The organism is Dolichospermum heterosporum TAC447 (assembly GCF_024584745.1).
Lineage (GTDB): Bacteria > Cyanobacteriota > Cyanobacteriia > Cyanobacteriales > Nostocaceae > Dolichospermum > Dolichospermum heterosporum.
Genome location: NZ_CP099464.1, coordinates 33,639 through 59,255, shown reverse-complemented (window position 1 = coordinate 59,255; position 25,617 = coordinate 33,639). Strand labels below are relative to the sequence as shown.

The 25,617-nt window shown below is 38.3% G+C and carries 20 protein-coding genes; 11 read left to right on the top strand and 9 right to left on the bottom strand.

Features of this window, described 5'->3' with window-relative positions:
* Positions 1 to 126 precede the first annotated feature (126 nt).
* Positions 127 to 954, top strand: a complete 828-nt coding sequence (locus NG743_RS00290; protein WP_027401041.1) for a S1 family peptidase — start codon at positions 127 to 129, stop codon at positions 952 to 954.
* 35 nt (positions 955 to 989) lie between these two features.
* On the top strand, positions 990 to 2,945 hold the full coding sequence (locus NG743_RS00285) for a tetratricopeptide repeat-containing S1 family peptidase (protein ID WP_257121243.1): 1,956 nt from the start codon (positions 990 to 992) through the stop codon (positions 2,943 to 2,945).
* Positions 2,946 to 3,249: 304 nt separating this feature from the next.
* Here NG743_RS00285 and NG743_RS00280 read toward each other — a convergent pair whose 3' ends face one another.
* The 3 genes from NG743_RS00280 to NG743_RS00270 form a co-directional block, all read right to left on the bottom strand.
* On the bottom strand, positions 3,250 to 3,786 hold the full coding sequence (locus NG743_RS00280; RefSeq protein ID WP_053539503.1) for a peroxiredoxin family protein: 537 nt from the start codon (positions 3,784 to 3,786) through the stop codon (positions 3,250 to 3,252).
* 44 nt (positions 3,787 to 3,830) lie between these two features.
* A complete protein-coding gene (locus NG743_RS00275; RefSeq protein ID WP_027401043.1) occupies positions 3,831 to 4,442 on the bottom strand; it encodes a peroxiredoxin in 612 nt (203 codons plus the stop codon).
* A 374-nt stretch (positions 4,443 to 4,816) separates the two neighbouring features.
* The gene (locus NG743_RS00270; protein ID WP_027401044.1) at positions 4,817 to 5,254 is read right to left on the bottom strand and encodes a DUF6918 family protein; all 438 of its coding nucleotides are present in this window, start codon (positions 5,252 to 5,254) and stop codon (positions 4,817 to 4,819) included.
* A 441-nt stretch (positions 5,255 to 5,695) separates the two neighbouring features.
* Between NG743_RS00270 and NG743_RS00265 the strand changes: the two genes are divergently transcribed.
* Both NG743_RS00265 and NG743_RS00260 read left to right on the top strand, forming a co-directional pair.
* Positions 5,696 to 7,054, top strand: a complete 1,359-nt coding sequence (locus NG743_RS00265; protein WP_193964513.1) for a hypothetical protein — start codon at positions 5,696 to 5,698, stop codon at positions 7,052 to 7,054.
* A gap of 285 nt (positions 7,055 to 7,339) precedes the next feature.
* Positions 7,340 to 8,899, top strand: coding sequence for a tetratricopeptide repeat protein (locus NG743_RS00260; RefSeq protein WP_027401046.1), 1,560 nt, complete (start codon positions 7,340 to 7,342; stop codon positions 8,897 to 8,899).
* A 580-nt stretch (positions 8,900 to 9,479) separates the two neighbouring features.
* Here the strand turns inward: NG743_RS00260 and polA are convergent.
* Entirely contained in the window at positions 9,480 to 12,383 is a 2,904-nt protein-coding gene (polA, locus tag NG743_RS00255) for a DNA polymerase I (RefSeq protein WP_257121241.1), read from the bottom strand.
* A 1,074-nt stretch (positions 12,384 to 13,457) separates the two neighbouring features.
* On the opposite strand from polA, the gene NG743_RS00250 reads away from it, so the two are divergent.
* Both NG743_RS00250 and NG743_RS00245 read left to right on the top strand, forming a co-directional pair.
* The gene (locus NG743_RS00250; protein WP_027401048.1) at positions 13,458 to 14,579 is read left to right on the top strand and encodes an AAA family ATPase; all 1,122 of its coding nucleotides are present in this window, start codon (positions 13,458 to 13,460) and stop codon (positions 14,577 to 14,579) included.
* Positions 14,580 to 14,672: 93 nt separating this feature from the next.
* Complete coding sequence (locus tag NG743_RS00245; RefSeq protein ID WP_027401049.1) at positions 14,673 to 15,515, top strand: Cof-type HAD-IIB family hydrolase; 843 nt, start codon at positions 14,673 to 14,675, stop codon at positions 15,513 to 15,515.
* Positions 15,516 to 15,738: 223 nt separating this feature from the next.
* On the opposite strand, the gene NG743_RS00240 is transcribed toward NG743_RS00245, so the two are convergent.
* Positions 15,739 to 16,551: a DALR anticodon-binding domain-containing protein gene (locus NG743_RS00240; protein ID WP_257121240.1), complete on the bottom strand. Its 813-nt coding sequence runs from the start codon at positions 16,549 to 16,551 to the stop codon at positions 15,739 to 15,741.
* Between the two features lie 373 nt (positions 16,552 to 16,924).
* Here NG743_RS00240 and NG743_RS00235 point away from each other — a divergent pair, with 373 nt between their 5' ends.
* The 4 genes from NG743_RS00235 to NG743_RS00220 all read left to right on the top strand — a co-directional run bounded on the left by NG743_RS00235 (position 16,925) and on the right by NG743_RS00220 (position 19,555).
* Positions 16,925 to 17,644, top strand: a complete 720-nt coding sequence (locus NG743_RS00235; RefSeq protein WP_027401051.1) for a Crp/Fnr family transcriptional regulator — start codon at positions 16,925 to 16,927, stop codon at positions 17,642 to 17,644.
* A 487-nt stretch (positions 17,645 to 18,131) separates the two neighbouring features.
* A complete protein-coding gene (locus tag NG743_RS00230) occupies positions 18,132 to 18,311 on the top strand; it encodes a hypothetical protein (protein WP_035081276.1) in 180 nt (59 codons plus the stop codon).
* A 179-nt stretch (positions 18,312 to 18,490) separates the two neighbouring features.
* Positions 18,491 to 18,910: a zinc ribbon domain-containing protein gene (locus tag NG743_RS00225; protein ID WP_027401054.1), complete on the top strand. Its 420-nt coding sequence runs from the start codon at positions 18,491 to 18,493 to the stop codon at positions 18,908 to 18,910.
* Positions 18,911 to 19,357: 447 nt separating this feature from the next.
* Complete coding sequence (locus NG743_RS00220; protein WP_027401055.1) at positions 19,358 to 19,555, top strand: hypothetical protein; 198 nt, start codon at positions 19,358 to 19,360, stop codon at positions 19,553 to 19,555.
* Positions 19,556 to 19,678: 123 nt separating this feature from the next.
* Here the strand turns inward: NG743_RS00220 and NG743_RS00215 are convergent, their stop codons facing one another.
* Positions 19,679 to 20,029 (bottom strand): type II toxin-antitoxin system PemK/MazF family toxin, encoded by a 351-nt coding sequence (locus NG743_RS00215; protein WP_027401056.1) that lies wholly within the window; start codon positions 20,027 to 20,029, stop codon positions 19,679 to 19,681.
* Complete coding sequence (locus tag NG743_RS00210; protein ID WP_027401057.1) at positions 20,026 to 20,301, bottom strand: ribbon-helix-helix domain-containing protein; 276 nt, start codon at positions 20,299 to 20,301, stop codon at positions 20,026 to 20,028. Before NG743_RS00210 ends, NG743_RS00215 begins: the two co-directional genes overlap by 4 nt.
* A 214-nt stretch (positions 20,302 to 20,515) precedes the next feature.
* Here NG743_RS00210 and ispG point away from each other — a divergent pair, with 214 nt between their 5' ends.
* Entirely contained in the window at positions 20,516 to 21,742 is a 1,227-nt protein-coding gene (gene ispG, locus NG743_RS00205) for a (E)-4-hydroxy-3-methylbut-2-enyl-diphosphate synthase (protein WP_027401058.1), read from the top strand.
* Between the two features lie 341 nt (positions 21,743 to 22,083).
* Here the strand turns inward: ispG and NG743_RS00200 are convergent, their stop codons facing one another.
* Positions 22,084 to 23,187: an aromatic ring-hydroxylating dioxygenase subunit alpha gene (locus tag NG743_RS00200; RefSeq protein ID WP_027401059.1), complete on the bottom strand. Its 1,104-nt coding sequence runs from the start codon at positions 23,185 to 23,187 to the stop codon at positions 22,084 to 22,086.
* A gap of 134 nt (positions 23,188 to 23,321) precedes the next feature.
* On the bottom strand, positions 23,322 to 25,583 hold the full coding sequence (locus NG743_RS00195; protein ID WP_257121239.1) for a heavy metal translocating P-type ATPase: 2,262 nt from the start codon (positions 25,581 to 25,583) through the stop codon (positions 23,322 to 23,324).
* Positions 25,584 to 25,617: the final 34 nt, after the last annotated feature.

Genomic DNA, 25,617 nt, shown 5'->3' with positions numbered 1-25,617 from the left:
AGAGGTAGGGGAAAAAGGTGATGGGTATTCCTGTAATTAGGAAACAGATGAAATTCTGATATTTTCCCTGATTACTAATATACAATTGGTAAGCATGATTTAATCCACATTATTTAAATATTAATCATGTTTTCTCCCATAGCTCGCAGGTTGTTTTTAATATTTATTACCACGGTTTGTGTGATTCAGTTGTATGCCCATTCCACCCCAGTAGTTTTAGGTGCTACATCCGAGCCTGATGTTACCGCAGCCAAAATTGCCAATCAGGTAACTGTGAGGATTTTAACTCAATCTGGTTCTGGCTCAGGGGTGGTCATTAAACGTGAAGGGCAAACTTATACAGTATTAACAAATAATCATGTAGTTGCTGATAGTCCTGAAGATGGTTATGGCATTTTGACTGCTGATGGGAAGATTTACCAGGGACAACAAGTCAATGGCATGAATACGAAAAAATTGGACTTAGCCCTGGTAAAATTTACTAGTCCACAGGATTATCAAGTAGTAACATTGCCAAAGTCAAAAGCTATTTTTGAGGGAGAAACAGTATACGCCTCTGGTTTTCCAGCTTGGCATTTTGTCTTCAAAGGCAAGAAGATCACTAAAATGGAAGAAACCCGAAATTGGGGAGTTAAAGCCTTTCAAGTCAAACCTGGAACTATTAAAATGCAGATTACTAAAACTCTCCCTGGAGGTTATCAATTAGGCAACACTAATGATATCTTTCAAGGGATGAGTGGGGGACCTGCCTTAAATCAGCAAGGTGAACTAATTGGTATTAATGGGCTATTAAAGTATCCTTTTCAAGGTATTGAGGCTTTTACTTTTACCGATGGGACTATACCAAAAGAAGAAGATTATTTGCAAATGGAATCTCTCAGTTGGGCTATTCCTATTGACAATGTTCTTGCTTTTCTCGAAGAACAAGAAATTGTCAAGGAAGATAAAACATAGTTACTAGAACTTACAAGAAGACTCAGAATCAGAATATGAATTTATATTTTACCAGGGTAAATTATACCATCTTGACTACGACAGTAATCGCAACTATTGTAATTTCTCTACCAACATCTGCTGCTGATACTGTTAGTACCCAAAAGATTGCTCAAATTGCTAAAAGCACCTCAGTCCAAATTAATGCAGGGGGTGATCTCACTCCCGGCGGTTCAGGAGTCATTATTGCTAAACAAGGTAATACTTACACTGTACTCACAGCTAATCATGTGGTGTGTGATGATTTAGGCCGGGCAGGAAAAATTACTTGCGCTACAGATACTACTTATTCTATACGCACAAACACGGGTAAAGATTATCCTGTCAAAGATATTAAAGTATTACAGCAAACTAGAAATGATGCAGATTTAGCTATAGCTACTTTTGTGGCTTCAGAAGATTATCCTATTGCGACTTTAGGAAACTCTGATCAAATGGTAGAGGGTGCAGATGTCTTTGTTGGTGGGTTTCCAGCCGTATTTGATAAGGTTGGAGCTGCCAGAGACTTTGCTTTCACTACGGGAATAGTTGTTTCTCGTGCCAGTAATGCCATTAATGGCTATGGTTTAATTTACGATGCTAGAACCATAACTGGTAATAGTGGCGGTCCTGTGTTTGATATTGCTGGTAGAGTTGTGGCGATTCACGGGTTAGCTGATACTTCAGGTAAGAATAAAACAGAAACGGGAGCAGTGGTAACACAGAAAACAGGATTTAATGCGGGGATTCCTATTAATACTTTTTTAGCTACAAGTGAGCCAATTATTAAAAACACCCCCATCAAAAAGGATAATAGTTCTACTAGTGAAAGTCCTGCTACCCGTTTAAACAATCCTCAGTCAGCAAGAGACTTTTATGCTAGGGGTATTACTAAACTAGATCAATATAATTATCAGGACGCAGCGGCAGATTTTACTCAAGCAATTAAGCTTGACCCTAAATATATAGAAGCATACTTTAAAAGGGGATATTCATACACATGGGTCAGCAAACATCAAGAAGCTCTTACAGATTTTAACCAAGTTGTTGTTCTTGATCCTAACTACTTAGATGGCTACCTCAACCGGGGCTGGAGTCAGATATTCTTACAAAATGATCAAGCAGCCCTTGAGGATTTTAACCGGGCAATTCGTCTCAACCCTAACTATGCTGCCGCCTATGCTCATCAGGCTATGGCTTATATTAAATTAGGAAAGTATCAAGCGGCGTTGGAATCTTCCAAACAAGCTATTCGTCTTGATCCTCACAATAGTTATGGGTACACAATTCAAGCAGATGTGTTTAACAACTTAAAAGACTATCCAGCAGCTATAAAAGTGTCAACTCTAGCTATTATTATTGATCCTGATGATTTTAATGCTTACATTAACCGCGCCATAGCCTACACTTTAACTAGTATTTATCAAAATGCACTTGCAGATTATCAAAAATCCGCAGAAATATTTAATAGGCGTTATGTTAAAAAACCTGCACCTGAAGCAGAGGGAAATCCTAAACCAACTTCTAATTCTCAAGCAGAAGCAAAGCCAAAACCAACTTCTAACTCTTCCATTGATACTAATGTAGAGTTAATTAAAAGCTGGGAATTAACTAATGTTTCCTGTGATTCTGGGGAAAAGTTAGTCACAATTATGATTGATGGTAAACAATATTGTGTTAGTCCTCATCCTAGTTTAATTCAGAAAAGTTATCAATACAATCGGGGTACAGGTAGGTTAGAATCTTTGACTAAAGTACAGGAAAATCCAAAACCAACTTCCCAGCTTGCCACTGATGCTAATGTAGAGTTAATTAAAAGCTGGGAATTAACTAATGTTTCCTGTACCTCTGGGGAAAAGTTAGTCACAATTATGATTGATGGTAAACGATATTGTGTTAGTCCTCATCCTAGTTTAATTCAGAAAAGTTATCAATACAATCGGGGTACAGGTAGGTTAGGAGCTTTGAATTAGGGACTTCCAATTAAAAAAATACCCAAAAATTTCTTGTGGTGCGGGACGAATTGCCTGCTAATCATCAAGGACAGGCAGGATGCCCATCCCACAAAATTGGGTAATTTATTTTTTGGTGTTCCCTTAGAGGATGTTTTAAAAGTATTAGATGAAACCGATAATCTCCAAAAACCTAACCCCCCTGCCCCCTTCCCTACGAGGGAAGGAGGTTTTCAAAGCCTCTCCCCGCTTCGGGGAGAGGTTTGGAGAGGGGTCTGTTTATACATTAAAAACTTTTCAAACACCCTCTTAAACTGCGTTCTATTCAATTATATTTTTCCAAAAGTGTCTCTATACTAGCATTATGATCTAAAAAAGAAAATAAATGTCTGTAGAGCAGTTTGCCATCTTTATCTAATACAAATTGTGCTGGTAAGGGCGCTCCTAATGCTTGTCCAGTTTTATAAGTACGAAATGTATGGCAACTGGAATCACTTAATAATGGCATTTTTAGTCCCAAGTCTTGAACTATTATTTGACTTTGCTTTTTGTCGGTGCTGGTAATTAATAAAATTTCTATTCCCCGATTTTTAAACTGTTCATAGTTCTCATTTAAAGCTTGAATATGGGGATAACAAAATGGACAATATTGCTTTTCGGTAAATATTCTGGTAAAGGCAATTATTACAGGTTGTTTACCGCGAAAATCAGATAGCTTAACTACAGCATTATTAGTAATATCTGATAGTTTAAAATCTGGTGTGCCTACACCCAATCTAAAATTATCTAGCGCTGGTATGGGTAGGAAATTATGGAAAAATCGCTCATTAAATAAGCCAGTAAAATCAGTTGAAGTCAGCATAAAAAATTCAAAATTAGAAGTTTAATTACCAAATTTCCCATTCTCTAAATATCAGCAAAGTAAATTTTAGACTTCACCGGATCAGGATTCATGGTTTTGTCTCCAGGTTGCCAATTAACAGGACAAACTTCATCAATATGGGACTGAACGTGCTGAATTGCTTGTAATGTTCGCAGGGCTTCATCCACATTGCGACCAAATGCTAAGTTATTAATAGTGGAGTGTTGTAGAATGCCATCTTTATCTACGATAAATAAACCCCGCAAAGCAATACCAGCGTTTGGGTCAAGAACGTTGTAAGCGGCACTAATTTCTTTTTTGATGTCGGAAACTAGGGGATAATTTATGTCACCGACTCCACCAGATTTACGATCTGTTTGAATCCAAGCGAGGTGGGAAAATTCACTATCAACGGAAATACCCAAGATTTCTGTATTTAGTTGGCTAAATTCTGGGTAGCGATCGCTAAATGCTGTTACTTCAGTTGGACAAACAAAGGTAAAATCTAAGGGATAGAACAACAGAAGAACATATCTACCACGATAATCAGACAATTTAATTGACTTAAACTCTTGATCTACTACGCTTGTTGCTGTAAAGTCGGGAGCTTGTTGACCAATACGGAGACATCCCTCTGTTCTATAGGCAAGTGTCATATTTTCGGCTGAATTAGGGACTTTTTAACTCAATATCATCAATAATAAATTATATCATGAAGCAGGATATCTGCAAGTTGGCTTTTAGGGATATGCGCTCCCGTAGCCTACGTGGAAGCGCATCTAAAGACCGAAAGACTAACTTCTATTTTTGGTGCAAACCCTAATTAGGGCTTGCTGAATAAAGCTAAAACCGTTTATTAATAAAGGTTTTGCTGATTTTTATCACAAAAAAGCGCAAGGTTTTGGCTGATGGTGTCTCAAAATAGGTGCATTTTTCCTGGTCGGACTGGGAAAATTGAGGATATCCAGATCGTTGAAACTGTTCCCTGTTCCCTGTTCCCTGCCTTCACAGACAACTTTGTCAGCAAATCCTAATTATTCGCATACTTACCAATCACTTGAGCTAAATCTGGTACTGCTTCTTGTACGTGCTTTTCTGCGGAATTACGGAATTTTTCGTAAGTTCCTCGCACAAGTTGGCGTTTCGTATTTTTAACCCTGGCATCGGTTACGCTCAATAGCGCATTTGCAGTGCGACCACTATTTGCTGTGAGGTATTTTACTGGTTCACCATGTTGCACTCCTTCACTCCAGATGGGATCAATTGCAGTTAAGCAAACTGGGAGGAGGGACTCAATAACATTGGGGATATAACCCGGTTGAATTCCCTTCAGTGCAGCAAAGGCGGCTTTTAGGGCTATGCCACTCATGCCTGACTTAGATGCTAGTTGTAGGTCTATCATGGTGCAGCAGTCTTGGACAATTAAGTCCTTATGACTAGAATTCATTATTTCTTCACTCAGTCCCATTTTAATACTCCTACGTATCAAATTGCTTGACTTATTATTCTATAAGTAGTTGGATAAAATTAAATTCATTCCTCGATTCAGGGAACAGGGAAGACTCAATTTTCCAGACTTGATATTACACAATTAATTTCCCTGTTCCCAGTTCCCAAACATAAAAACTGAAGATATTATTAATTCCCCTGTTGAACTTATCCCCTGGAGAAGTTATTATGTATGGGAATAAGATGCGTCTTGGCAATGGCAAAATAGTCTAAAAAATAAAAAATAGTTCAGAAGACACCGATTTCAGGAGTTAATCAATTTTACCTTGAGTATCATTATTCCCCCGTCTCTCAGTAGATGATACTGTGGGATATTAACTTCACGATTGGGATAACCCCTGAATTCTTTGTTGATAAAATTTCTATTCAACTTTCACTGATCAGAATCAACCATAACAGTATGTCTTACGTATCTCTCCTAAAAAACATACCAGAAATATTCGGACAACCAACGGGAATAGCCGCCATAGCCTCCCTTGGTATCCACGGTGCTATTGCCTTGATTGTGCCATTAATGCCAGTTAACTCTAATCACTCTTCTAAAACTGACTCACCCAAAGCAGTCGGATTAATAGAATTGAGCGCGGCTGATCAAAGCCGATTACCACAACCTCCTAGCACATCCCAGGTAGCTTTACAGCAACCCCAATTACCCCTACAGCAACAACTACCAGGTATTAATTTGAGTAGTCCATTAACTAGCTATCCCGCTTTACAACCGGAATTATCTAGTCAGTCGGTATTACCAGCTATTCCGAGTTCGCCAACCAACTTGAACCTGTCTTATCTACCCAGTAGGCAATCTATTGAAAGATTGACTCGCAATGATTTACAAATAGCAATGTCTAGATTGCCAGCCAGAAGTACATATAACCCCCCAACTGCTTCGACCTCTCCTTTTGTCAATAATTTAGATCAGCAAATACGAGAAACTGCACCTCTAGGTATTAATAAGTTGCCAGAACTGCGACAAAGTAATGAAATACCAGGAGAACCACTAAATAATCCATCTGCTGAAGCCATTGATATTGGCAGTACAACAGCAGCGGGTATTTCAGCACCACAAACAGTGGAATCAGGAAATAATGCCATTAAAGTCCCTCAGTATGGGGAAAAATTGGCTTTAACAGATAATTCTCAGGGAAAATCACCAGCAATCATCACAAATGAATCTGCATCAAAAGGTAAGCGAACGGAACAATTACTGGCTAAACTGAATTCTTACAATACTCTTAGACAAAATATTCGCCAAGAATACCCCAATGTAAAAGAGAAAGGGGTAATTCGTGAAACCATCTCTACAGATACACCTGAGATGGAAGGAACAGTTGTGGGTAGATTAGTTGTAGATGCAGATGGTAAGGTCTTAGATATTAAGTTCCAAGCAGGAGCAGAATCGCCGCAGCTACAATCTAAGGTTAGAGAATTTTTCATCGCCAATCCACCTCAAGCTGATAAGCAGTTAATTAGTTCTTATCCTTTCCAACTGAAGTTCCAAAATAATCCCAATGCTACAGGCGTAAGTTCTAAGATTCAACCTCCCGCAACTTCAAATACAGAAAAGGTATTTGAACCTCAAATCAAACCTTCAGTAACTCCCAACTCTCAAAAATTACCCCCTGAGACTCCACCAGTAAATGATCTTGGTTCTATCACGTCAGCAACACCCAATAGTAATGCTCCCGCTGTCTCTACTGAATCTAGTAAAAAACTTATTCAAACCCTACGCCAAATCAAGGAACAAAGAAAAAATCCTTAGCACCATGATCAAAGATTTGGTGCGTTACCCTGTCGTTCTATGCTTTACACACCCTAGTAGTCTGTCAACCCGAAAATGACGGGTGAGGGCAAGCAGGGGTTGGGGGGGTTGGGGAGGTTGGGGGGGTTGGGGGGTTGGGGAGGGAAGAACAGAGGTTTTTTCCGATCATTACCCGTCAAAATAAGTTTGATGAACTACTAGATATGTTTGAACCGGATTTATATAGATTTGTAAGGGTTTGGCAGTGTTAAACCCTTGCATAAAAAGACCACAGAAATATTGTACATGGATTGGATTACTCTCCTGCGATCGCTACAATCTGACTTCCTGAAAAGGTTAATATCTGGTTGTCTACTTCATTGTCAAATAGAAGGTCAACATAGTGAATTAACTATTATTTCTGGTGAGAGATTAAAGGCATTACGGGAATTTTGCTGGTTAATGGCGGAAAAATATAAACGCACTTCTCCAGTCCGTGATGTTTTTATTAATAATCTTAAAGGTAAATTAGGCGAGGAAGTTGTTAAGGAAAGATTAGCTAATTTTATTACGGAAGTAGATTATGAAAAACGCTTTGGTGGTGATGGTAAAAGTGATTTTACACTCACTGCTAATTCTACCATTGGCGTTGAAGTCAAATCTCGTCACGGTAGTATTGATAGAGTGAGATGGTCAGTTAGTGCCGAAGAAGTGGAAAAAAATGCAGTAATTGTCTGTATTTTGATTCAAGAAGAAGTCAATGAAGCACAATCTGCATATCATCTTTTTTTAGCTGGATTTCTACCCACGCAAATGATTAAATTGAAAACTGGGAAAATTTCCTTTGGGATTAATCAATTATTGTATGGTGGTGGTCTATTTTCCTATTTAGAACAATTTCCAATTTCAGCAAATTCTTATCCATCTAATTTATCTCAAAGTCAAATAATTAAACCCCAATCTACACCTGTTGATTTAACTATTTTTTATTTAGATCTTGGTGATGAATATTTCCAAAAAGGCGAGTATGCAGCAGCAATTAATAGTTATAATCAAGCCTTACTGTTTAATAATAGTGATGCTGACATTTATTATAAACTAGGCTTAGTTAATTATCAATTAGGCGAGTATCACACAGCAATTACTAACTATAGTCAGGCAATAAATATTAATATTAATCATCTGCAAGCATATCATCAAATAGGTTTGACGCATTATCAAATAGGGAATTATCAAATAGCTATAGAAGCTTATACCCAAGCGATTATAATTAATCCCCATATTGCGATTAATTATAAAAATCGTGCTGATGTTCGCTCTCATATTGGTGATACTCAAGGAGCAATTGAAGATTATAATCAAGCAATTAAGCTGAATCCTGATTATATTACCACACAGAAAGATAGACAAATATCTCGTTACCTATTAGATGATCAACAGAAATCACAGCCAGTAATTAATATTGATTTTGATGATGCTATTGGGTATAAAAATCGTGGATATGATCGGTTTGAATTAGGAGATTATGAAGGAGCAATTGCTGACTATACCCAAGCCATTCAAATTAATCCTGATGATATTGATGCTTATTATTGTCGGGGTAATGCTCATTTCGATTTAGGAAAATATGCAGCAGCAATCACCGATTATACTCAAGTAGTGAAAATGAACTCTCACTATATCAATGCTTATTATAACCGAGGAAACGCCCTATTAGAAATTGCAGACAAACAAGGAGCAGTAGCAGATTTTCATAAAGCCGCAGATTTATATTGGCAAGAAGGAAAATTAGCAGAATATCAAGATATAAAAGCTAGAATAATAGAATTAGAAATAGAAGCATCTTTAGATATTTTAAATTTTTAATCCCAATTTCATGAAGTCGGGGATCTCAACCTCTCGATATTTACAAAAATATCACTCAATCTCTTAATTGAGTCGCGCAAAAAAGAAGATGCGGGGGTTGACAATTGATTTTAAATTTGTTATCATAAAATTGATGAGGAAGAACTATCATAAAATAATTATAGTTGGAAGGAAACCCAACACATAATTTTTGCCGTTACAAAAAATGTAACCAGGGGTTCGATATAAGTTTAAGGTATGCTAACCTACTTAGAGATTAGAGGATGTTTGAAAAGTATCAGAATTAATCGAGATTCCCCCAACCCTCGGATGCTTTGCTACGGTGTAAGTAGGTGAGCGTTAAAAATTGTCGTTGGGGGAAGGCAGGGGGAAAGAGTTTGGGTAATTTATTTTTTGGTGTTCCCTTATTCCTCCTTTGTGGGAGACGCTATGGGAGATTATAGAGATTAAAAGATTGGGCGGATTAGGTTGTTTGCTATGATAAAAGTTACTAAAATCTGTGAAATCAGCGCAATCCGTCTAATCCGTGATTCAGACCCTTTTCCCCTCGTAATGCTTATGATCCGCAATTCTAACCTACTTACTTAGTTTCCATCCAATTATCCCCTGCATGAATATCAACAACTAAAGGCACAGATAAAGAAACAGCATTTTCCATCACCGACTTAATTTGTGGTTGTAATTCTTCCCATTCTTGGGGAGGAACTTCAAACACTAATTCATCATGAACTTGCAACAACAACCGCGCCTGATATTTCTTCAGAACTTCATGCAATTGCACCATTGCTATTTTGATAATATCTGCACTAGAACCTTGAATTGGTGCATTAGCAGCAGAACGGAGTAACCCAGCATCATATTGACCTAAATTCTTTAATTTCTGTAAATTAATATCTTCCAACTTACTACCTTTTAACTGCCGTAAACTATTACTAGTAAACTCAAAATAACGTCGTCTACCCAAAATAGTTTCCACATAACCATAGGCGATCGCTTCCTTTTTCACCTTCTCCAAATATGCAAAAACATTGGCATATCTTTCATTAAATCGCTCAATAAATAACTTCGCATCTATCGGATTTATCCCCGTTTCTCTAGCGAATTTTTGCGCTCCCATCCCATAAATTACTCCGAAATTAATCGTCTTTGCAAAACGCCGTTCATCTGAAGAAATATCTTCTTTCTCAAAGACTAATTTTGCCGTCACAGTATGAATATCTTCATTTTGCTGATAAGCTTGAATTAACACAGGTTCTTGACTCAAATGCGCCAAAATCCTTAACTCAATTTGTGAGTAATCAGCAGCTACCATTAACCAACCTGATTCCGGTAAAAAAGCTTTTCTAATTTGGCGGCTAAAAGCAGTGCGAATCGGGATATTTTGTAAATTGGGATGAGAAGAAGATAACCTACCTGTAGAAGTTGCAGTTTGGTTAAAATCAGTATGTAATCTTTGACTTTTGGGATGTACCAAAGCTGGTAAAGCATCTACATAGGTAGATTTTAATTTTGACAAAGTCCGATTTTCAATAATGGCTTCCACAAATCCAGTATTATCAACTTCTTGGAGTTTTTCTAAAGTTGCTGCGTCTGTAGAATAACCAGTTTGAATTTTGCGAGAATATTTGGTACTCAAGCCTAATTTATCGAAAAGAATATGACTCAATTGTTTAGGAGAACCTAAGTTAAATTTTTCTCCAGCAATTTCAGTAGCTATTATTTCTAACTTGGCTAATTCTATTTCTAATTGCTGTGAAAGTTCTTGCAGATAATCTGAATTAATCCGAACTCCTGTATACTCAACTTCCGCTAAAACTTCCTCTAATGGTTGTTCAACTTCATTTAATAGTTTATATAAAGTTGGAGTTTCTACTAACTTTTCCCGTAATTTTGAGACTAATGCAAATGTAGAATAAACATCCATTCCGCAATAATCAGCAACCGCAGCAATACTAATATCAGCAATAGTCTTTCCTTTAGGAACTAAATCTCCATAGCTTTTCGCACTCAATCCCAAATATCGCAAAGATAAATCACTTAAATTATGACTACTATCGGGATTAATCAAATAACTGGCTAACATCGTATCAAAAACCACTCCAGCTAAATTAATTCCTTGACACCGCAGAATTAAGCGATCAAATTTAGCATTTTGTAAAGCCTTGGGATAATCAGCACTTTCCAAAATCGGACGCAGTGCTTCTAATACTAAATCTCGACTTAAATTATCGCCGATTTTATGACCAATGGGAATATAAGCGAGTTCATCTGATTCCGTTCCCCAACAGCAACCAATTCCCACCAAATCCGCATCTCGTGGTTCTAAAGCAGTAGTTTCTGTATCCCAAGCAACGGGGTTTTCTGGATTTGTGAATTTTCTTAAAAGTTTTACCAATTCTGTTAATTTAGCTTCTGTATTAATAATACGCGGTTGAATTGGTGAAGCATTTTGTTTTATTTCTTGTGCTGTATCGTCTGCACTAAAAAACCATAAATCATCATCTGTTTCTGCTGTGATTTCCGCTACCTTATTTTCTACAACTTCTCCGCCAAATTTTTGTTGTATTTCATTAATTGTCTCTAAAAATCTTTTAAACTCTAATTTCTCTAAAATCGGAATCAGCAAGTTATTATCAAAACCTGTTAATTGACAATCTTCTAAATCAACTTCTAGAGGAACATCACAAACTATCTTAGCTAAATAACGAGATTTTTCTGCGTCTTCTTTACCAGTAATTAGTTTTTTCTGAGTTGCACCTTTAATATCATCTATAGCTGCATAAATTTCTTCCAAAGAATTATAAGTATTTAATAATTGAACTGCTGTTTTTTCCCCAATTCCTTTAACTCCGGGAATATTATCTGATTTGTCACCACATAAGGCTTTAAAATCAACAATTTGTGTAGGTAATACTCCTAATTTCTCTTTAACTTCTTCGGCTCTAAATTCAGCAATACTATTTGTAGAACGTTTTAATGCTTCCGGAGTGAAGTTTAAAACAGTAATTTCTTTATCAGCATCAATTAGTTGAAATAAATCCCTATCCCCGGAAAGTATTTTAACTCGATATCCAGAGGTGGCAGCTTTTTGTGCCAATGTTCCTAGTACATCATCTGCTTCATAACCAGGTGCAGTGAGTATGGGTAAATTCAAGCTTTGTAATAACTCATAGAGGTTTTCTAAGTCGGGAATAAAGTCTTCTGGAGTTTCCGCACGTCCAGCCTTGTAAGTATCATCAGCTTCATGACGGAAAGTAGGTAAAGCCAAATCAAAAGCTACAGCTATAGCTTGCGGCTGTTGTGTGGCTATTACCTCTAGCAAACATTTAATAAAACCGAAACAAACACTGGTGGGGATACCAGCTTTTGTGCGAAGTCCTCCGTCTCTACCTTTAGCAAAAGCAAAGTAGGAACGAAAAGCTAGAGAATGTCCATCTACAAGGATGAATATGGGTTTGTTGATCACGGAAGAATTAAAAGTCAACTGCTTAACCAAATTAGAAACTTATTACATTCTAATTTTTTTTCTCCAGATTTAATATGCAACATAGTAGTCTATCAACCCGAAAATGACGGGTGAAGGCAAGCAGGGGGAGGAGGGAAGAACAGAAGTTTTTTGGCGTTGCTGAATCGAGGTATGAAATTTCCAAATTGAACCTTTAAAAATCAAACCTCAGTGCGTCTACTCTTCGAGATCACGAAGCGTGATTGCGCCTTTGCGTGAGACTAAAATTCATACCCTTAATCAGCAACGCCGTTTTTTCCGATCATTACCCGTCAAAATAAATTTGACGAACTAATAAGAGACTTCCAAATAAAAAAATGTCCCAAAACTGATGCAGAAATTCTCTCTCTGTGTACTCTGTGCCTCTGTGGTTCGTTTCTTAGGATAATTTATTTCTTGGAAGTCTCTAAGTAATTGGACAAAAATATTTACAGTCATTGCGAGCGAAGGGAAGCAATCACAACCCTTGCAATTGCTTCATTTCACTTCGTTCCATATGGCTAACGCCACGCTGCGCTAACGCAATGACATTGTGTACGAGAGTGTCAATTAACGGTTTTATATACAACCGAAAACTATCCTTTAATACATGAAACGTCCTATTTGTCAATAGTATATTTGTTCTATATAATTTCTGAGATAATTCCTGTCTAAAAATTCGTCTCGGAACTTGCTATTAATTAGTAAAGTTTTGTATTATTTTTCAGGATTTATTTCTCAAATAACCATAAATAAGGGCTTTTGAAGATAACCTCTTCAGACTTATAAAAAATTGACAATAAAAACCCAATTATGAAATTCTTGATAATCCTACCAAATTGCTGAAAGTATTGCAAGCTCGTTGCTAAATAAAAATTATTCTCAATTAATTCTTAAGAAAATCTAAAGGTGAATTATCATAATTTATGAATATTAAAAGTATTACCATCTTTACATAATTTTTACTTATACTGTTAAATTTTGTGATAACTTCCTTACCATTAATCAGGTGTTGATAAAATACAGCAACACTTGGGTTGCTTTTCTGTTTCCAGTTCTAGGAATAATTTTATTATGCTACAAAGACTATACGTAAATAACTTCAGATGTTTAGAAAACTTTGAACTGACCATGAAAGAGATGCCATCTGCTCTTTTGATTGGCAAAAATGGTGTAGGTAAATCAACTATTGCTAAGGCATTGGAGGTACTTCAATCTATTGCTAGAGGTACAAATAGATTGCGGGATCTTGAGAAAGAGCCTCGCCTTATTGGCCCCAAAGATTTCGCTCATGGCAAGTCTGACGTTCCTATTCGATTAGAAATAGAAGTATTACTTAAAAATAAATTATATAAATATGTCTTAGCATTGGAGTTGCCAGAAAAATTTAAAGAACTGCGAGTTTTTGAAGAACAACTTCTAGTTGCAGGAAATTTAATTTATTCTCGAAAAGCCGCCCAAGTAACTATTCATAATAACGATAACGCACAAAATAAGGAAGCTCAGTTTTTAGTAGATTGGCATTTAGTGGCAATGCCAATAATTGGTAATGATAGTCTTCATGTTTTCAAGAATTGGCTTTCTGAGATGATTATTTTAGCACCAATTCCCAGTTCAATGACAGGAAATTCCCCAGGGGAAACTTTAGAACCAAAGCGAGATGGTTCAAATATTGGAGAATGGCTTTCTGGGATACTTGGTCGTTATCCTGCTGCCTATAGAGAAATTGACAAATATCTCCGAAATATTATGCCGGATTTTCAAGATTTTGTCACTGAAATTATTGGTAAAGACTTGAAAACCCTAATTATTAGATTTGAAAAAAATAATGCGACTTTGAATGTTGATTTTCAAGATTTATCAGATGGTGAAAAATGCTTTTTTCTTTGTGCTGTGGTATTAGCTGCTAATAAATTCTATGGACCAATTTTCTGTTTTTGGGATGAACCTGATAATTATCTTTCTCTATCAGAAGTAGGTCATTTTACCAAATCTCTACAACGTTCATTTAAAAATAGTGGACAAATTTTAGTAACTTCTCATAATCCTGAAGCAATTAGAGAATTCTCTGATGAAAATACCTTTTTCCTAGATCGAAAAAGTCACTTAGAACCAACTTTAATTAGATTGCTTAGTGAAATACCCAGTAGTGGTGATCTGATCAATGCTTTAATTTGTGGAGACATAGAATTATGAGTGTAGACTTATCATCATTTCCCTTATAATCAAGTTTACGCAAGTAAGTCTCTACTGTTAATTTTTTGCTAGAAGTTCAATTTTGGGGAATTTATGCACAAAGCACCTGATGAAGTGAGTGATATTAAACTGTTGGTGTTAGATATAGACGGGACAATTGCTGGACATTCCAATACTCTCAGTCATATTGTCAAGGAAGTGATTGCTGCTGTACAAGCAAAGGGAATTAAAGTCGCTATAGCAACAGGAAGAATGTATTGTTCGGCTTTGCGGTTTCATCAGGAAATTGGATCTACACTGCCTTTAGTAGCTTATCAAGGCGCTTGGATTCAAGATCCAAATACTCAGGAAATTCACCGTCATTTATCTGTGTCTAGAGAAATTGCCTTACAACTACTAGAATACTTTGAACAGCCAGATTTGCGATCGCTCCTCTCCGTGCATTTTTACATCAACGACCAACTTTATGTCCGAGAAATTACCAAAGAAACGGAAAATTATCAACAACGCTGTGGTGTAAACGCCATTCCCGTCGGTGATTTACGTCAACTATTAGATCATGCACCCACTAAAATTTTAGCCTTATGTGATGACGCAAACTTAATTCAACAACTTTTGGCTAATTTACGCCGCAGATATCAACCCACAGAATTATATATAACAACATCTGTCGCTACTTTCTTGGAAGCAGCTAATACTCATGTTAATAAAGGCAATGCTGTCCGCTATCTAGCAGAAGAAATACTAGGTTTAGAAAGTCATCATGTCATGACTATTGGTGATAATTTCAATGATGTAGAAATGCTCAGTTATGCTGGCATTAGTGTCGCCATGGGTGACGCACCAGCCGAAGTGCAAGCGATCGCTCACTGGGTAGCACCTAGTGTAGAATTAGATGGTGCAGCCGTAGCAATGGAAAAATTCTTACTTAATTAAAACTCTACACATAAGAAAAGACACCGACGACTGGCCGTGTTTCGTCTCGGTGTCCTTCCTAATTTCGCTCCTCACACACCTGCGATTTTATGCGGAGATATTTATTTTGTCAAGATAATTTCTCAAAGATTTTGTAAAGTTTGTGTGAATATCAATAAATCGCAAAACCTGTAGGGGCGCAGGGACTGCGCCCTCGATTGCATTGCATCCTGGCGATAACCGCTTAAAGTTCCACAGGTGCAACAATTCCCAACTTGTCCTCTAACACACACCTTAAAACCAACTGAGTCGCTATCAGCAATCCCAAGCGAGCTTGAGCCAATTCTGGATCATGAATTTTCACTTCCCCCCAAATCCGACAATTACACCAAAACCGCTCAAAAGCTTGACTTAAATTCCCACCTGCCTTTTCCCAGTCAATAGAACTACTATCAGCACAAACCAAATAATCTACCACCTTAACTAATTGATAAATTAGAAACCTCTCATCCAAGTGATCAAGAAGAAGTTTCTGCTCACAATTTAGCAAAGGTATAGAGTTGACAGCCATAAAACCATTAAAATCTGTCCTATCAAGTTCAATCAATCCTTCATTCTGTCCTAAGCGCAGCAAAGAACAGCAGCGGGAATGAGCATATTGAATGGCAAAAACCTTTAATGAACTTAATGAAGTTGGTAATTGGTCATCTAAAAAATTATTCACCAAATCTCCAGTTTTTTTGGCAACTATTAAATTTTGTAACCAAGCAGCTAAAGTAGAGTCCATGAGTTCTATATGAATCTCACCGGGGGGAACTACTTTCACCCTAAATAAACTATCACTGTTTTGGGATAAATGTCCGGCAATACTTTCGGCAAGCGTGGCGATAGCTCCAGCACCATCCATAACTGGTAAATTCTGAGATTTTGATATTCTCATAGCCACACCAGAGATATATAAAATTTTTTGATTATATCCTCCTTGGTAGAGAGGAACTTTTATCCCTTTTATGCTTGTAATTTCCTCCTTATTAGTAAAAATACTGAGAGAAGACATTAAATACCTATTTATTAACTGTTTAATTGCTTTATTTTGCCCAAAAAGTAGTCTATGCGACACGTATCCTTTTGTAAAAAAATTATGGTGTGCATCATTTTATCCTGTTCCATCTACCTTGAGATAGAAGTTTACTGATGTCGGGAAAAATGAGAGTAGGATGAAATTTGATAAATAATGTATAAAAAATGGGTAATCTTTACTACCCTTGTTGTACAGTAGGAAGTATAAGAAAAAATAGAGAGCAATTTAGCTTTCTATCCCATTGGAGGGCTGGCGCTGTTAGGCGTTATGCCTACCCCGTTAACACAAAGACACTCCTTGCACTTTTCTTATCAAGTCTTTGTTTTCAGCCAATAGCTCTTTGTTACCTATGCAATCTCCATCTTCCTTTTCCGAAGCTTCGCGTCCTTTCTTAACCTGGCAACGTATTCTTGACTGGGCCCAAGAACACTACCGCTGCCGCACCTTCAGCAAAGACGAGCGCATTCCAGCTAGACCTGGTTTGCTCTATTTAGTCCAAAGAGGTGCTATCCGCATGGTAGGAACTGCCCAAGTCAGTGCTACTGCTAGTCAGTTAACATCTAGACGCATTAACAGAACACCCGAAGAAGCCTTCTTGGGTTTTGTGGGAGCAGGACAACCTTTTGAAATTGTTGCTCAATCTCCATTCACCCTCCAGTCCTACGCCCACGTTGACCAAACAGCAGTGCTGTGGATGTACTGGCATGACCTAGACAACTGGCCTCACTTCCGCCGTGAAGTTATGGATGCTTTTAGATATCAGCACCAGCGCAAGTTGTTATGGTTGAGCGCTCTAGGACAACGTCGTACAATTGACCGACTCTTAGGATTCCTCACCCTACTGATTGAGGAATATGGAGAGCCTTCAATGAGCGAAACCGATCCTGATGTCATTCGTGGTTATTGCTTACCCTTCCCCCTCACCCATGCTCAAATTGGCAGCGCCATTGGTTCAACCCGTGTTACTGTCACTCGTTTAATGGGTAAATTACGTCAACGTGGCTTAATCCTTACCCAAGGAGATAATCTGATTTGCCTACCCGCTGAATCTATCAATAGAGCCAGCTAGAACTTAGTTCAAATCTCTAATGAGCAGTAGATTGATAGATGTTAACTGAGAGCTTGCCACTCTCGGACACACCAATGACAGGTATTAGCGAATTATAACTAATCCAAGTTGGGTAATTAGTTCTGTCACCCTGCTCCTCATCTTCACAAATCTGTTTGACCACCACAAGCAGATTTTGGGTAATCGGGTATGAAATGCAATATGTCTGGGACGAAAAGTTCTCTAGTGCCTTCATCAAGAACGCGGCACTGATAACGCTAGATCGGCAAATTGGGGCCACCCACCTGGTTCCAATTATTGATCTTGGCTGTGTAATATGAATATTTATCTGGGAATATTTCAAACTTTTAAGATCAGTTTTCTCTTCGTCATAAAAATGCTTAAGTAGGGTTTGCACCAAAAAGTTGTCTGTGAGGGCTAGAAGTATGGCTAACGCCACCCTGCGCTATCAGGATGTAGGGGCTCAGTCCCTGCGCCCATTCAGGGTATGACTAAGGCCACCCTGCGCTATCAGGAGGATTCAGAAGAAGTTATAAAATATCAAGTCTGGAAAACCGCTTTGTATTCTTGCTTCCATTTCATTTCTCAAGTCTTGAAAGGTTGGCGGTTTATTACTCCAACTACTAATATTTTCTTGAGTAATACCTTTCTGCTTGTAGCAATCTGACAATATTTCGATGATCAGTCCTTCTTGATTTTTTCCCATAGTTAGGGCTTTGCGTAAAATAGGTAAGGGATTCCATCTTCAGTAGAGTAAACAGCAAATCTGATTAATCCTGAAAGAATTCCGTCATAGGTAATCTTAACAATATCCTGATTTTCAAAATCGGTTTTGTCCCAAAGTTCTTGCCATGCAAATTCCCACCAGGGGATTGCGGGAAGGCTGGGAGCCGCGTCTCTTTAGAGCGCGGGGGAAAGCCTACCCGTGCGAAGTCTGGTAAACCAGTATTATCCGTTAATCCTCAATTTACTTCTCAAGAATGTTCGGCTTGTCATCATATTAGTAAAGCTAATAGAGATGGCGAAAAGTTCATTTGTGAACATTGTGGTCATATTGACCATGCTGATACTCAGGCTTCTCGGACAATTTTACGAAGAGCTAATTTAAAATTTGTCAGCAAAGACACTAAAAACCTACCGGGGGACTCTCGGAAAGTTACGCTTGTCAGAGATGATTCTGCCAGTAATGGCAAACAGGATCAGGGCAAGAACCGTACATCTAAGGTAATACCTGAAAAGCGGATATTATTCGAGCAGTTGTCTTGACAATTATTCGATTAAGAATCCCCGCGTCTTTAGACCGGGGAGTGTCAATCTCCTGAAACAGGCATCTAGCCCAGGAAGGTTGCAATTTTTCCCTAGAATAGTTTATTATCCTGATTTTGGTGTTTTTTTGGGAAAAAACTCAGTATCAATGCCTATTCCCTAAACTCTAAGCTGTCGCACATTTAAATTGTTGCTTGAGACAAGGGAACGGGGAACAGGGAACGGGGAACAGACAAGAGTTTGATGGCTTACAGCGATTTCCAATCTTATGAGGTACATCTTAGCCACCTCATCGCACCCCCCTAAATCCCCCCGCTGCGGGGGGGAAGAAAAGGATAAGCTTTTGATACGGGAGGGGGTTGGGGGTGGGGTTCTTGTTCCGGGTTTGATGACAATTTGCTGTAATTTTCTCACTTCACTAAATCAAATTTAGCTGCGTATTAGCTTATGATTATCACCTTAATAGTAGCTTGGATAGTTTTTATCATTCTCTGGAAATTAATTAAAACCACCATTAAAACAGCTATAATTTCCGCCGCTATCGTTATGTTATTATACTTTGGCTTCAGTATTACTCCCCAGGACATTTGGCATCAAATTAGCCAATTTGCTCAAACCTCCTCTCCTACAACAGGGAAGAAGTAAACCATCTCAAAATTAAAAACAATTATTGCGGGAGTCACCGAGTCAGGAGTCAGGAGTAAAACTGGCTTGCTGTGGGGCTTTAAATATTATCTATTGGGCTTTTCTGTTCCCTGTATCATCAAGTTATTCACATCCTGGTAAATCTAACGCAATTAATAACGCTTGCTCTAGATGTGCCATCACCACATCAGAAAGAATTCCTCTTAAACGCAAAAAGCGAGTTTTAGATAATACCCGCACCTGATCTGCCATAGCGATCGAGTCTTTCTTTAATCCACCATCTGGGGACAAAATCAAAACTTGAGTAGGGTAAACTCGCTTCCCATCTTGATAGGTGGTACAAGGTACTGCTAAAACTACAGGGCTGGATAGATTAATCACATCACGACTAACAATAATCACGGGACGAGTTCCTCCCTGCTCCGAGCCTTCAGTCATTTCTAGACGTGCATCATACACCTCACCCCTTCTCATCTTGGAGATTCCCCTAACTGCAACGCCTCCCACTGCGCCGTAGCAAATTCTACCTCTAGTTTTAATACCTCTGCCTGATAATCTGGATCATTAGCCATTTCCGCTAATGCGGCATCAATTTCAGACCGCTTCTGTAAGGCTAATTCTCTTCGTAAAGCTTGAGCGACAAAATCATTCCGACTCTTAGCCTTTCCCTCCAGAACTGCCTTGTCTGTGGCTTCTAGGAGTTCTCTAGGAATGGTTAAGGTCGTGCGAACGGTTTCTGTTTTCATAGAGCGTTCATTTTTTGATGACTGAAGTGATGTCTTATATCATATCGTTTTACGCATCATCCAAAATTAAAAATTCAATTGTTGGTGAAATTCTTGACTCTTGCCACCTACTTTTCCACTTTATCACCTAAAATAACCTCAATTGTGGCAATCTGAGAAGTATAACCCCTGGCAATCTGATATTTTAGCTACAGAAGATCTACCTGTTTAGATTATGCAAACTCTGCCGACTTTGGAAATTACCAACACTGAATCTAGTCAACCAGCCTTTGATACCACTATCAAACGCCGCAAAACCCGCCCTGTAAAAGTGGGAGATGTCACCATTGGGGGTGGATACCCGGTGGTGGTACAGTCTATGATTAATGAAGATACTCTGGATATTGATGGTTCTGTCGCGGGTATTCGTCGTCTTCATGAAATAGGCTGCGAAATTGTTCGTGTCACTGTTCCTAGTCTCGGACACGCTAAAGCACTGGCGGAAATTAAACAACAATTAATCAAAACTTACCGAGATGTGCCAATTGTTGCCGATGTCCATCACAATGGCATGAAAATCGCCTTGGAAGTCGCCAAACATATTGAAAAAGTGCGAATTAATCCGGGTTTATATGTATTTGAAAAACCTAATACCAATCGCACTGAATACACGAAGACTGAATTTGACGAAATTGGCGAAAAAATCCGCGAAACCTTAGCACCGCTGGTAGTTTCCTTGCGTGATCAAGGTAAGGCTATGCGAATCGGTGTAAATCATGGTTCTTTGGCGGAAAGAATGCTATTTACTTATGGTGATACTCCCGAAGGTATGGTGGAATCTGCCCTAGAATTTATTCGCATTTGTGAATCTTTGGATTTTCATAATGTGGTGATTTCCATGAAAGCTTCACGAGTGCCTGTCATGGTGGCTGCATATCGTCTCATGGCTAAACGCATGGATGATTTGGGTATGGATTATCCTTTGCACCTGGGGGTGACGGAGGCAGGTGATGGTGAATATGGCAGAATTAAATCTACAGCCGGTATTGCCACATTATTAGCTGATGGTATTGGTGATACAATCCGCGTGTCTTTAACAGAAGCACCAGAAAAGGAAATTCCTGTTTGTTACAGCATTCTGCAAGCTTTAGGTTTGCGGAAAACAATGGTTGAGTATGTCGCTTGTCCTTCCTGTGGACGGACTTTATTTAATTTGGAGGAAGTGCTGCACGTAGTTAGAGAGGCTACGAAACATTTAACAGGTTTGGATATTGCTGTAATGGGTTGTATTGTGAATGGACCCGGAGAAATGGCTGATGCTGACTATGGTTATGTTGGCAAAACTCCCGGTTATATTTCTTTATATCGTGGTCGGGAAGAAATTAAAAAAGTCCCAGAATCACAAGGTGTAGAGGAATTAATTAATCTCATTAAAACTGATGGACGTTGGGTAGAACCGTAATTTTTAAGACTTTTACAAAAAAGGTAATAGTTAGTAGTTGGTAGTTAGTAGTTAGTAGTTAGTAGTTAGTAGTTCGTCAAATTTATTTTGACGGGTAATGGAAAAAACTTCTCTTCTTCCCTCCCCCACCTCCCCTACCTCCCCTACCTCCCCTACCTCCCCTACCTCCCCTACCTCCCCCACCTCCCCCACCTCCCCCACCTCCCCCACCTCCCCCACCTCCCCCACCTCCCCCTGCCTGCCCTCACCCGTCATTTTCGGGTTGACAGACTACTAGGTTCTACCTGGGGATTGATGAAGTGGCAAGTCCACTTCATTTTTATTGTCAAAATCTCAATTTTTTAGTCATTAACTAATTCATCGCGCCATTTTTCGCGTTTTTCTCTCTCTTCACGCACTTCTTCTTCTCGTTCCCGCGATCGCACTAATAACCAGCTTTCCCATGTTAGGGGTTTTTGTCGTTCTAAATGGTTAATAAATTGGATGATTGATAAATCTGCTTTCAGGGGAGTTTTGAGATCAAACTGCATGGTTTGTAAAATTCTATCATTGGTTTTGAGTAGGCGATCGCTAATTGTTTTCCCTACCCATAACATCAATTTATTAATTAATTTTCCTAACATCCCTTTCCGTTTTTTAGACATTAGTAGGGTTTGACCTTCAGTTTTCCCCCCTGGTAATATCCGAGTTGTAAATATTAGATATAGCTGGGTAGACTCATTAGTAAAGGAAACAATACTTGTCGTTCCATACCAATAACAAACACTATAATTAAGAGAATTTTTAAACAACCGCCGATAAAGATTTAGCCAGAATGACTTGCCATTAATATTTGTAATAGTGCTAAAAATAATCGCATTTTGATTGAGTTCTTGTTTCTCCAAAACCATTTTTAATGGTAATTTATGAACCAGATTAATTTGTTGACTATCAATAGTTTGAATAAGTAAGATATGAGGATGACAATTAATACTAAATTGCGAACCGAGAGAAAAATCAAAGTCTTGGTTTTCCCAATCTAAAACCAAAGGTAAAGATTGTTGTGGAACTTCCCCAGTCCAAACCCAAATCATGCCATATTGTTCGGCTACTGGCCAAGTTTTGGCTTTCAGAGATACAGGTTCATCTGAATTAGGAATATCCACACAAATACCTTCCGCATCAAATTTCCACCGATGTAAAACACAGCGTAATTCATTACCCTCAATTTTACCTTCAGCTAAACTTGTACCCATGTGCGGACAATAAGCATCTAGGATAACTGCACGTCTATCTTTACCACGATATACGACTAAATCCTTCCCAAGAATTGTCACAGCTTTGACATCACCTACCAGTAAAGATTGAGAAGGTAGCACCCAATACCAACCTTCAACAAAACTGGCTGATTGGTTGAAGATTTTAGGTTTACGAACTGAGTTGAGATTATCTATATTGGTGTTCATTTTTAGGGTTTCACTTGCAGTGAAGCGGTTAATCTATTCCTATCATGAACAACTCAGAAAAACAGTTATCTTCAGTACCGTCAGCAGCAATGAATTAAAAGTCAAATAACTAATTACCAATTACCCATTACCCATTACCTAACTCCTGGTTGAAAGTTACGCAATCTTAAAGCATTACTGACTACAGAAACTGAAGAAAATGCCATTGCTGCACCGGCAATAATCGGGTTAAGTAACCAACCGAAGAAGGGATAGAGAATACCCGCAGCAATGGGAATACCAATGATATTATAAATAAAAGCAAAGAAGAGATTTTGGCGGATATTGTTGATAGTGGCGCGACTGAGTTGAATGGCTGTCACTATGGCTTGTAAATCTCCAGAAATTAAAGTAATATCACTAGCAGCGATCGCCACATCTGTTCCTGTCCCGATGGCAATTCCCACATCAGCTTGTGCTAATGCCGGCGCATCATTAATTCCATCTCCTACCATAGCCACAATTTGAAATTTATTCCCTACTTTTCTTTGCTGTAACGATTTAATCATCGCGGCTTTTTGGTCTGGACGCACTTGGGCAAAAACTTGAGTGATACCAACTTGATCAGCAATTGTTTGGGCAGTTTTTTGATTATCACCTGTTAACATTACCACTTCTAACCCTAATTTTTGCAGGGCTTTAACTGCTGTTAATGATGAAGGTTTAAGGGCATCAGCAATAGCCATAATTGCTTCTAAATTACCATTTACTGCTAACCAAATTACTGTTTTTCCTTCACCTTCCCAATCGCTTTGATGGGGTTTTAAAATATCTGTATCAATTCCTAATTCTGTAAACCAGCGTTGTGTGCCAACTTGTACTAAGTTATCATATACAATTCCTTGAACACCACTACCAACAATAGCTAAAAAATTCTTGACATCAGCTAAACTCACAGCTTGATTTATCGTATATTTCACCACTGCTTCCCCTAAAGGATGTTCAGAATTTTGTTCTACACTAGCAGCTAATTTTAATAACTGAAGTTCATTCCCATTGGCTGTACCTTTAATAGTCACAAAATCTGTAACTGTAGGTTTACCTTGAGTTAAAGTTCCAGTTTTATCAAGAACAATCGTATTTATTTTATGTGCTAATTCTAAACTTTCAGCACTTTTAATTAAAATCCCATTTTCTGCCCCTTTACCAGTTCCTACCATCACAGAAGTAGGAGTAGCTAAACCCAAAGCGCAGGGACAAGCAATAATTAAAACTCCCACCATTGTCATCATTGCTAAGGTAAAATTACCTGTAATACTAAACCAGATGATAAAAGTAAAAATTGCGATCGCAATTACAGATGGCACAAACCACCCAGTTACTTGATCTGCTAACCTTTGAATCGGTGCTTTTGAACCTTGTGCTTCTTGGACTAACTTAACAATTTGCGCTAAAAAAGTATCCTTACCCACCCGCGTTGCCTTAAACTTAAAACTACCAGTTTTATTAATTGTTGCCCCAATTACCTCATCGCCTGGTTGTTTTCTCACAGGTACACTTTCACCTGTCACCATTGCCTCATCTACAGTAGAATTACCATCAACTACCTTCCCATCTACAGGAATTTTTTCACCAGGACGAACTAAAATTAGATCATTAACTATTACTTCATCAATGGGAATATCCATTTCTAAACCATCTCGGATGACTCTAGCTGTTTTGGCTTGCATTCCCATCAATTTGTGAATAGCTTCCGAAGTTTTTCCCCTAGCACGATGTTCTAAAAATCGTCCTAACAAAATCAAAGTTATAACCATCGCTGCAACTTCATAATAAACATGAATTTCTAAGCCTTGGGAAATAAATAAATCAGGAAAAAGCGTCACAAATAAAGAATAGAAGTAAGCCGTACCCGTTCCCAAAGCAATCAAAGTATCCATTGTCGCAGTGCGGCGTTTTAAAGACTTCCAAGCATTATGGAAAAAAGATCCCCCACACCAAAACTCCACAGGTGTTGTTAATGCTAATTGCAACCAAGGATGATGAAGAACTTTAGGAACAAAAGGTAAATGTAATCCCGTCATCATCGGTAAAGAACCAAAAAACAGAATAATACTAATTACAACCCCAGTTCTTAATTTGAGAATAAGTTCCTGTTCTGCTGCTAATTTACTCGCTGTTGCTGCTGTATCTTCACCTTCTACATCTAACTGAAAGGATGAATAACCAGCATCTGCGATCGCAGCTTGAATTTTGGCTAAATTTGTTTGTTGAGGTTCATAACTAATAGTTACCTGTTCTGCACCAAAATTAACATGACAATCAATAATTCCAGCAACGGCTAAAATTGCCCGTTCAACATTATTAGCGCAAGCAGCGCAACTCATACCTTTAAGTTTAAGACTCAGAGTATTCATATCACCTCTTGTAATTATCCTTCAGATCCCCGAC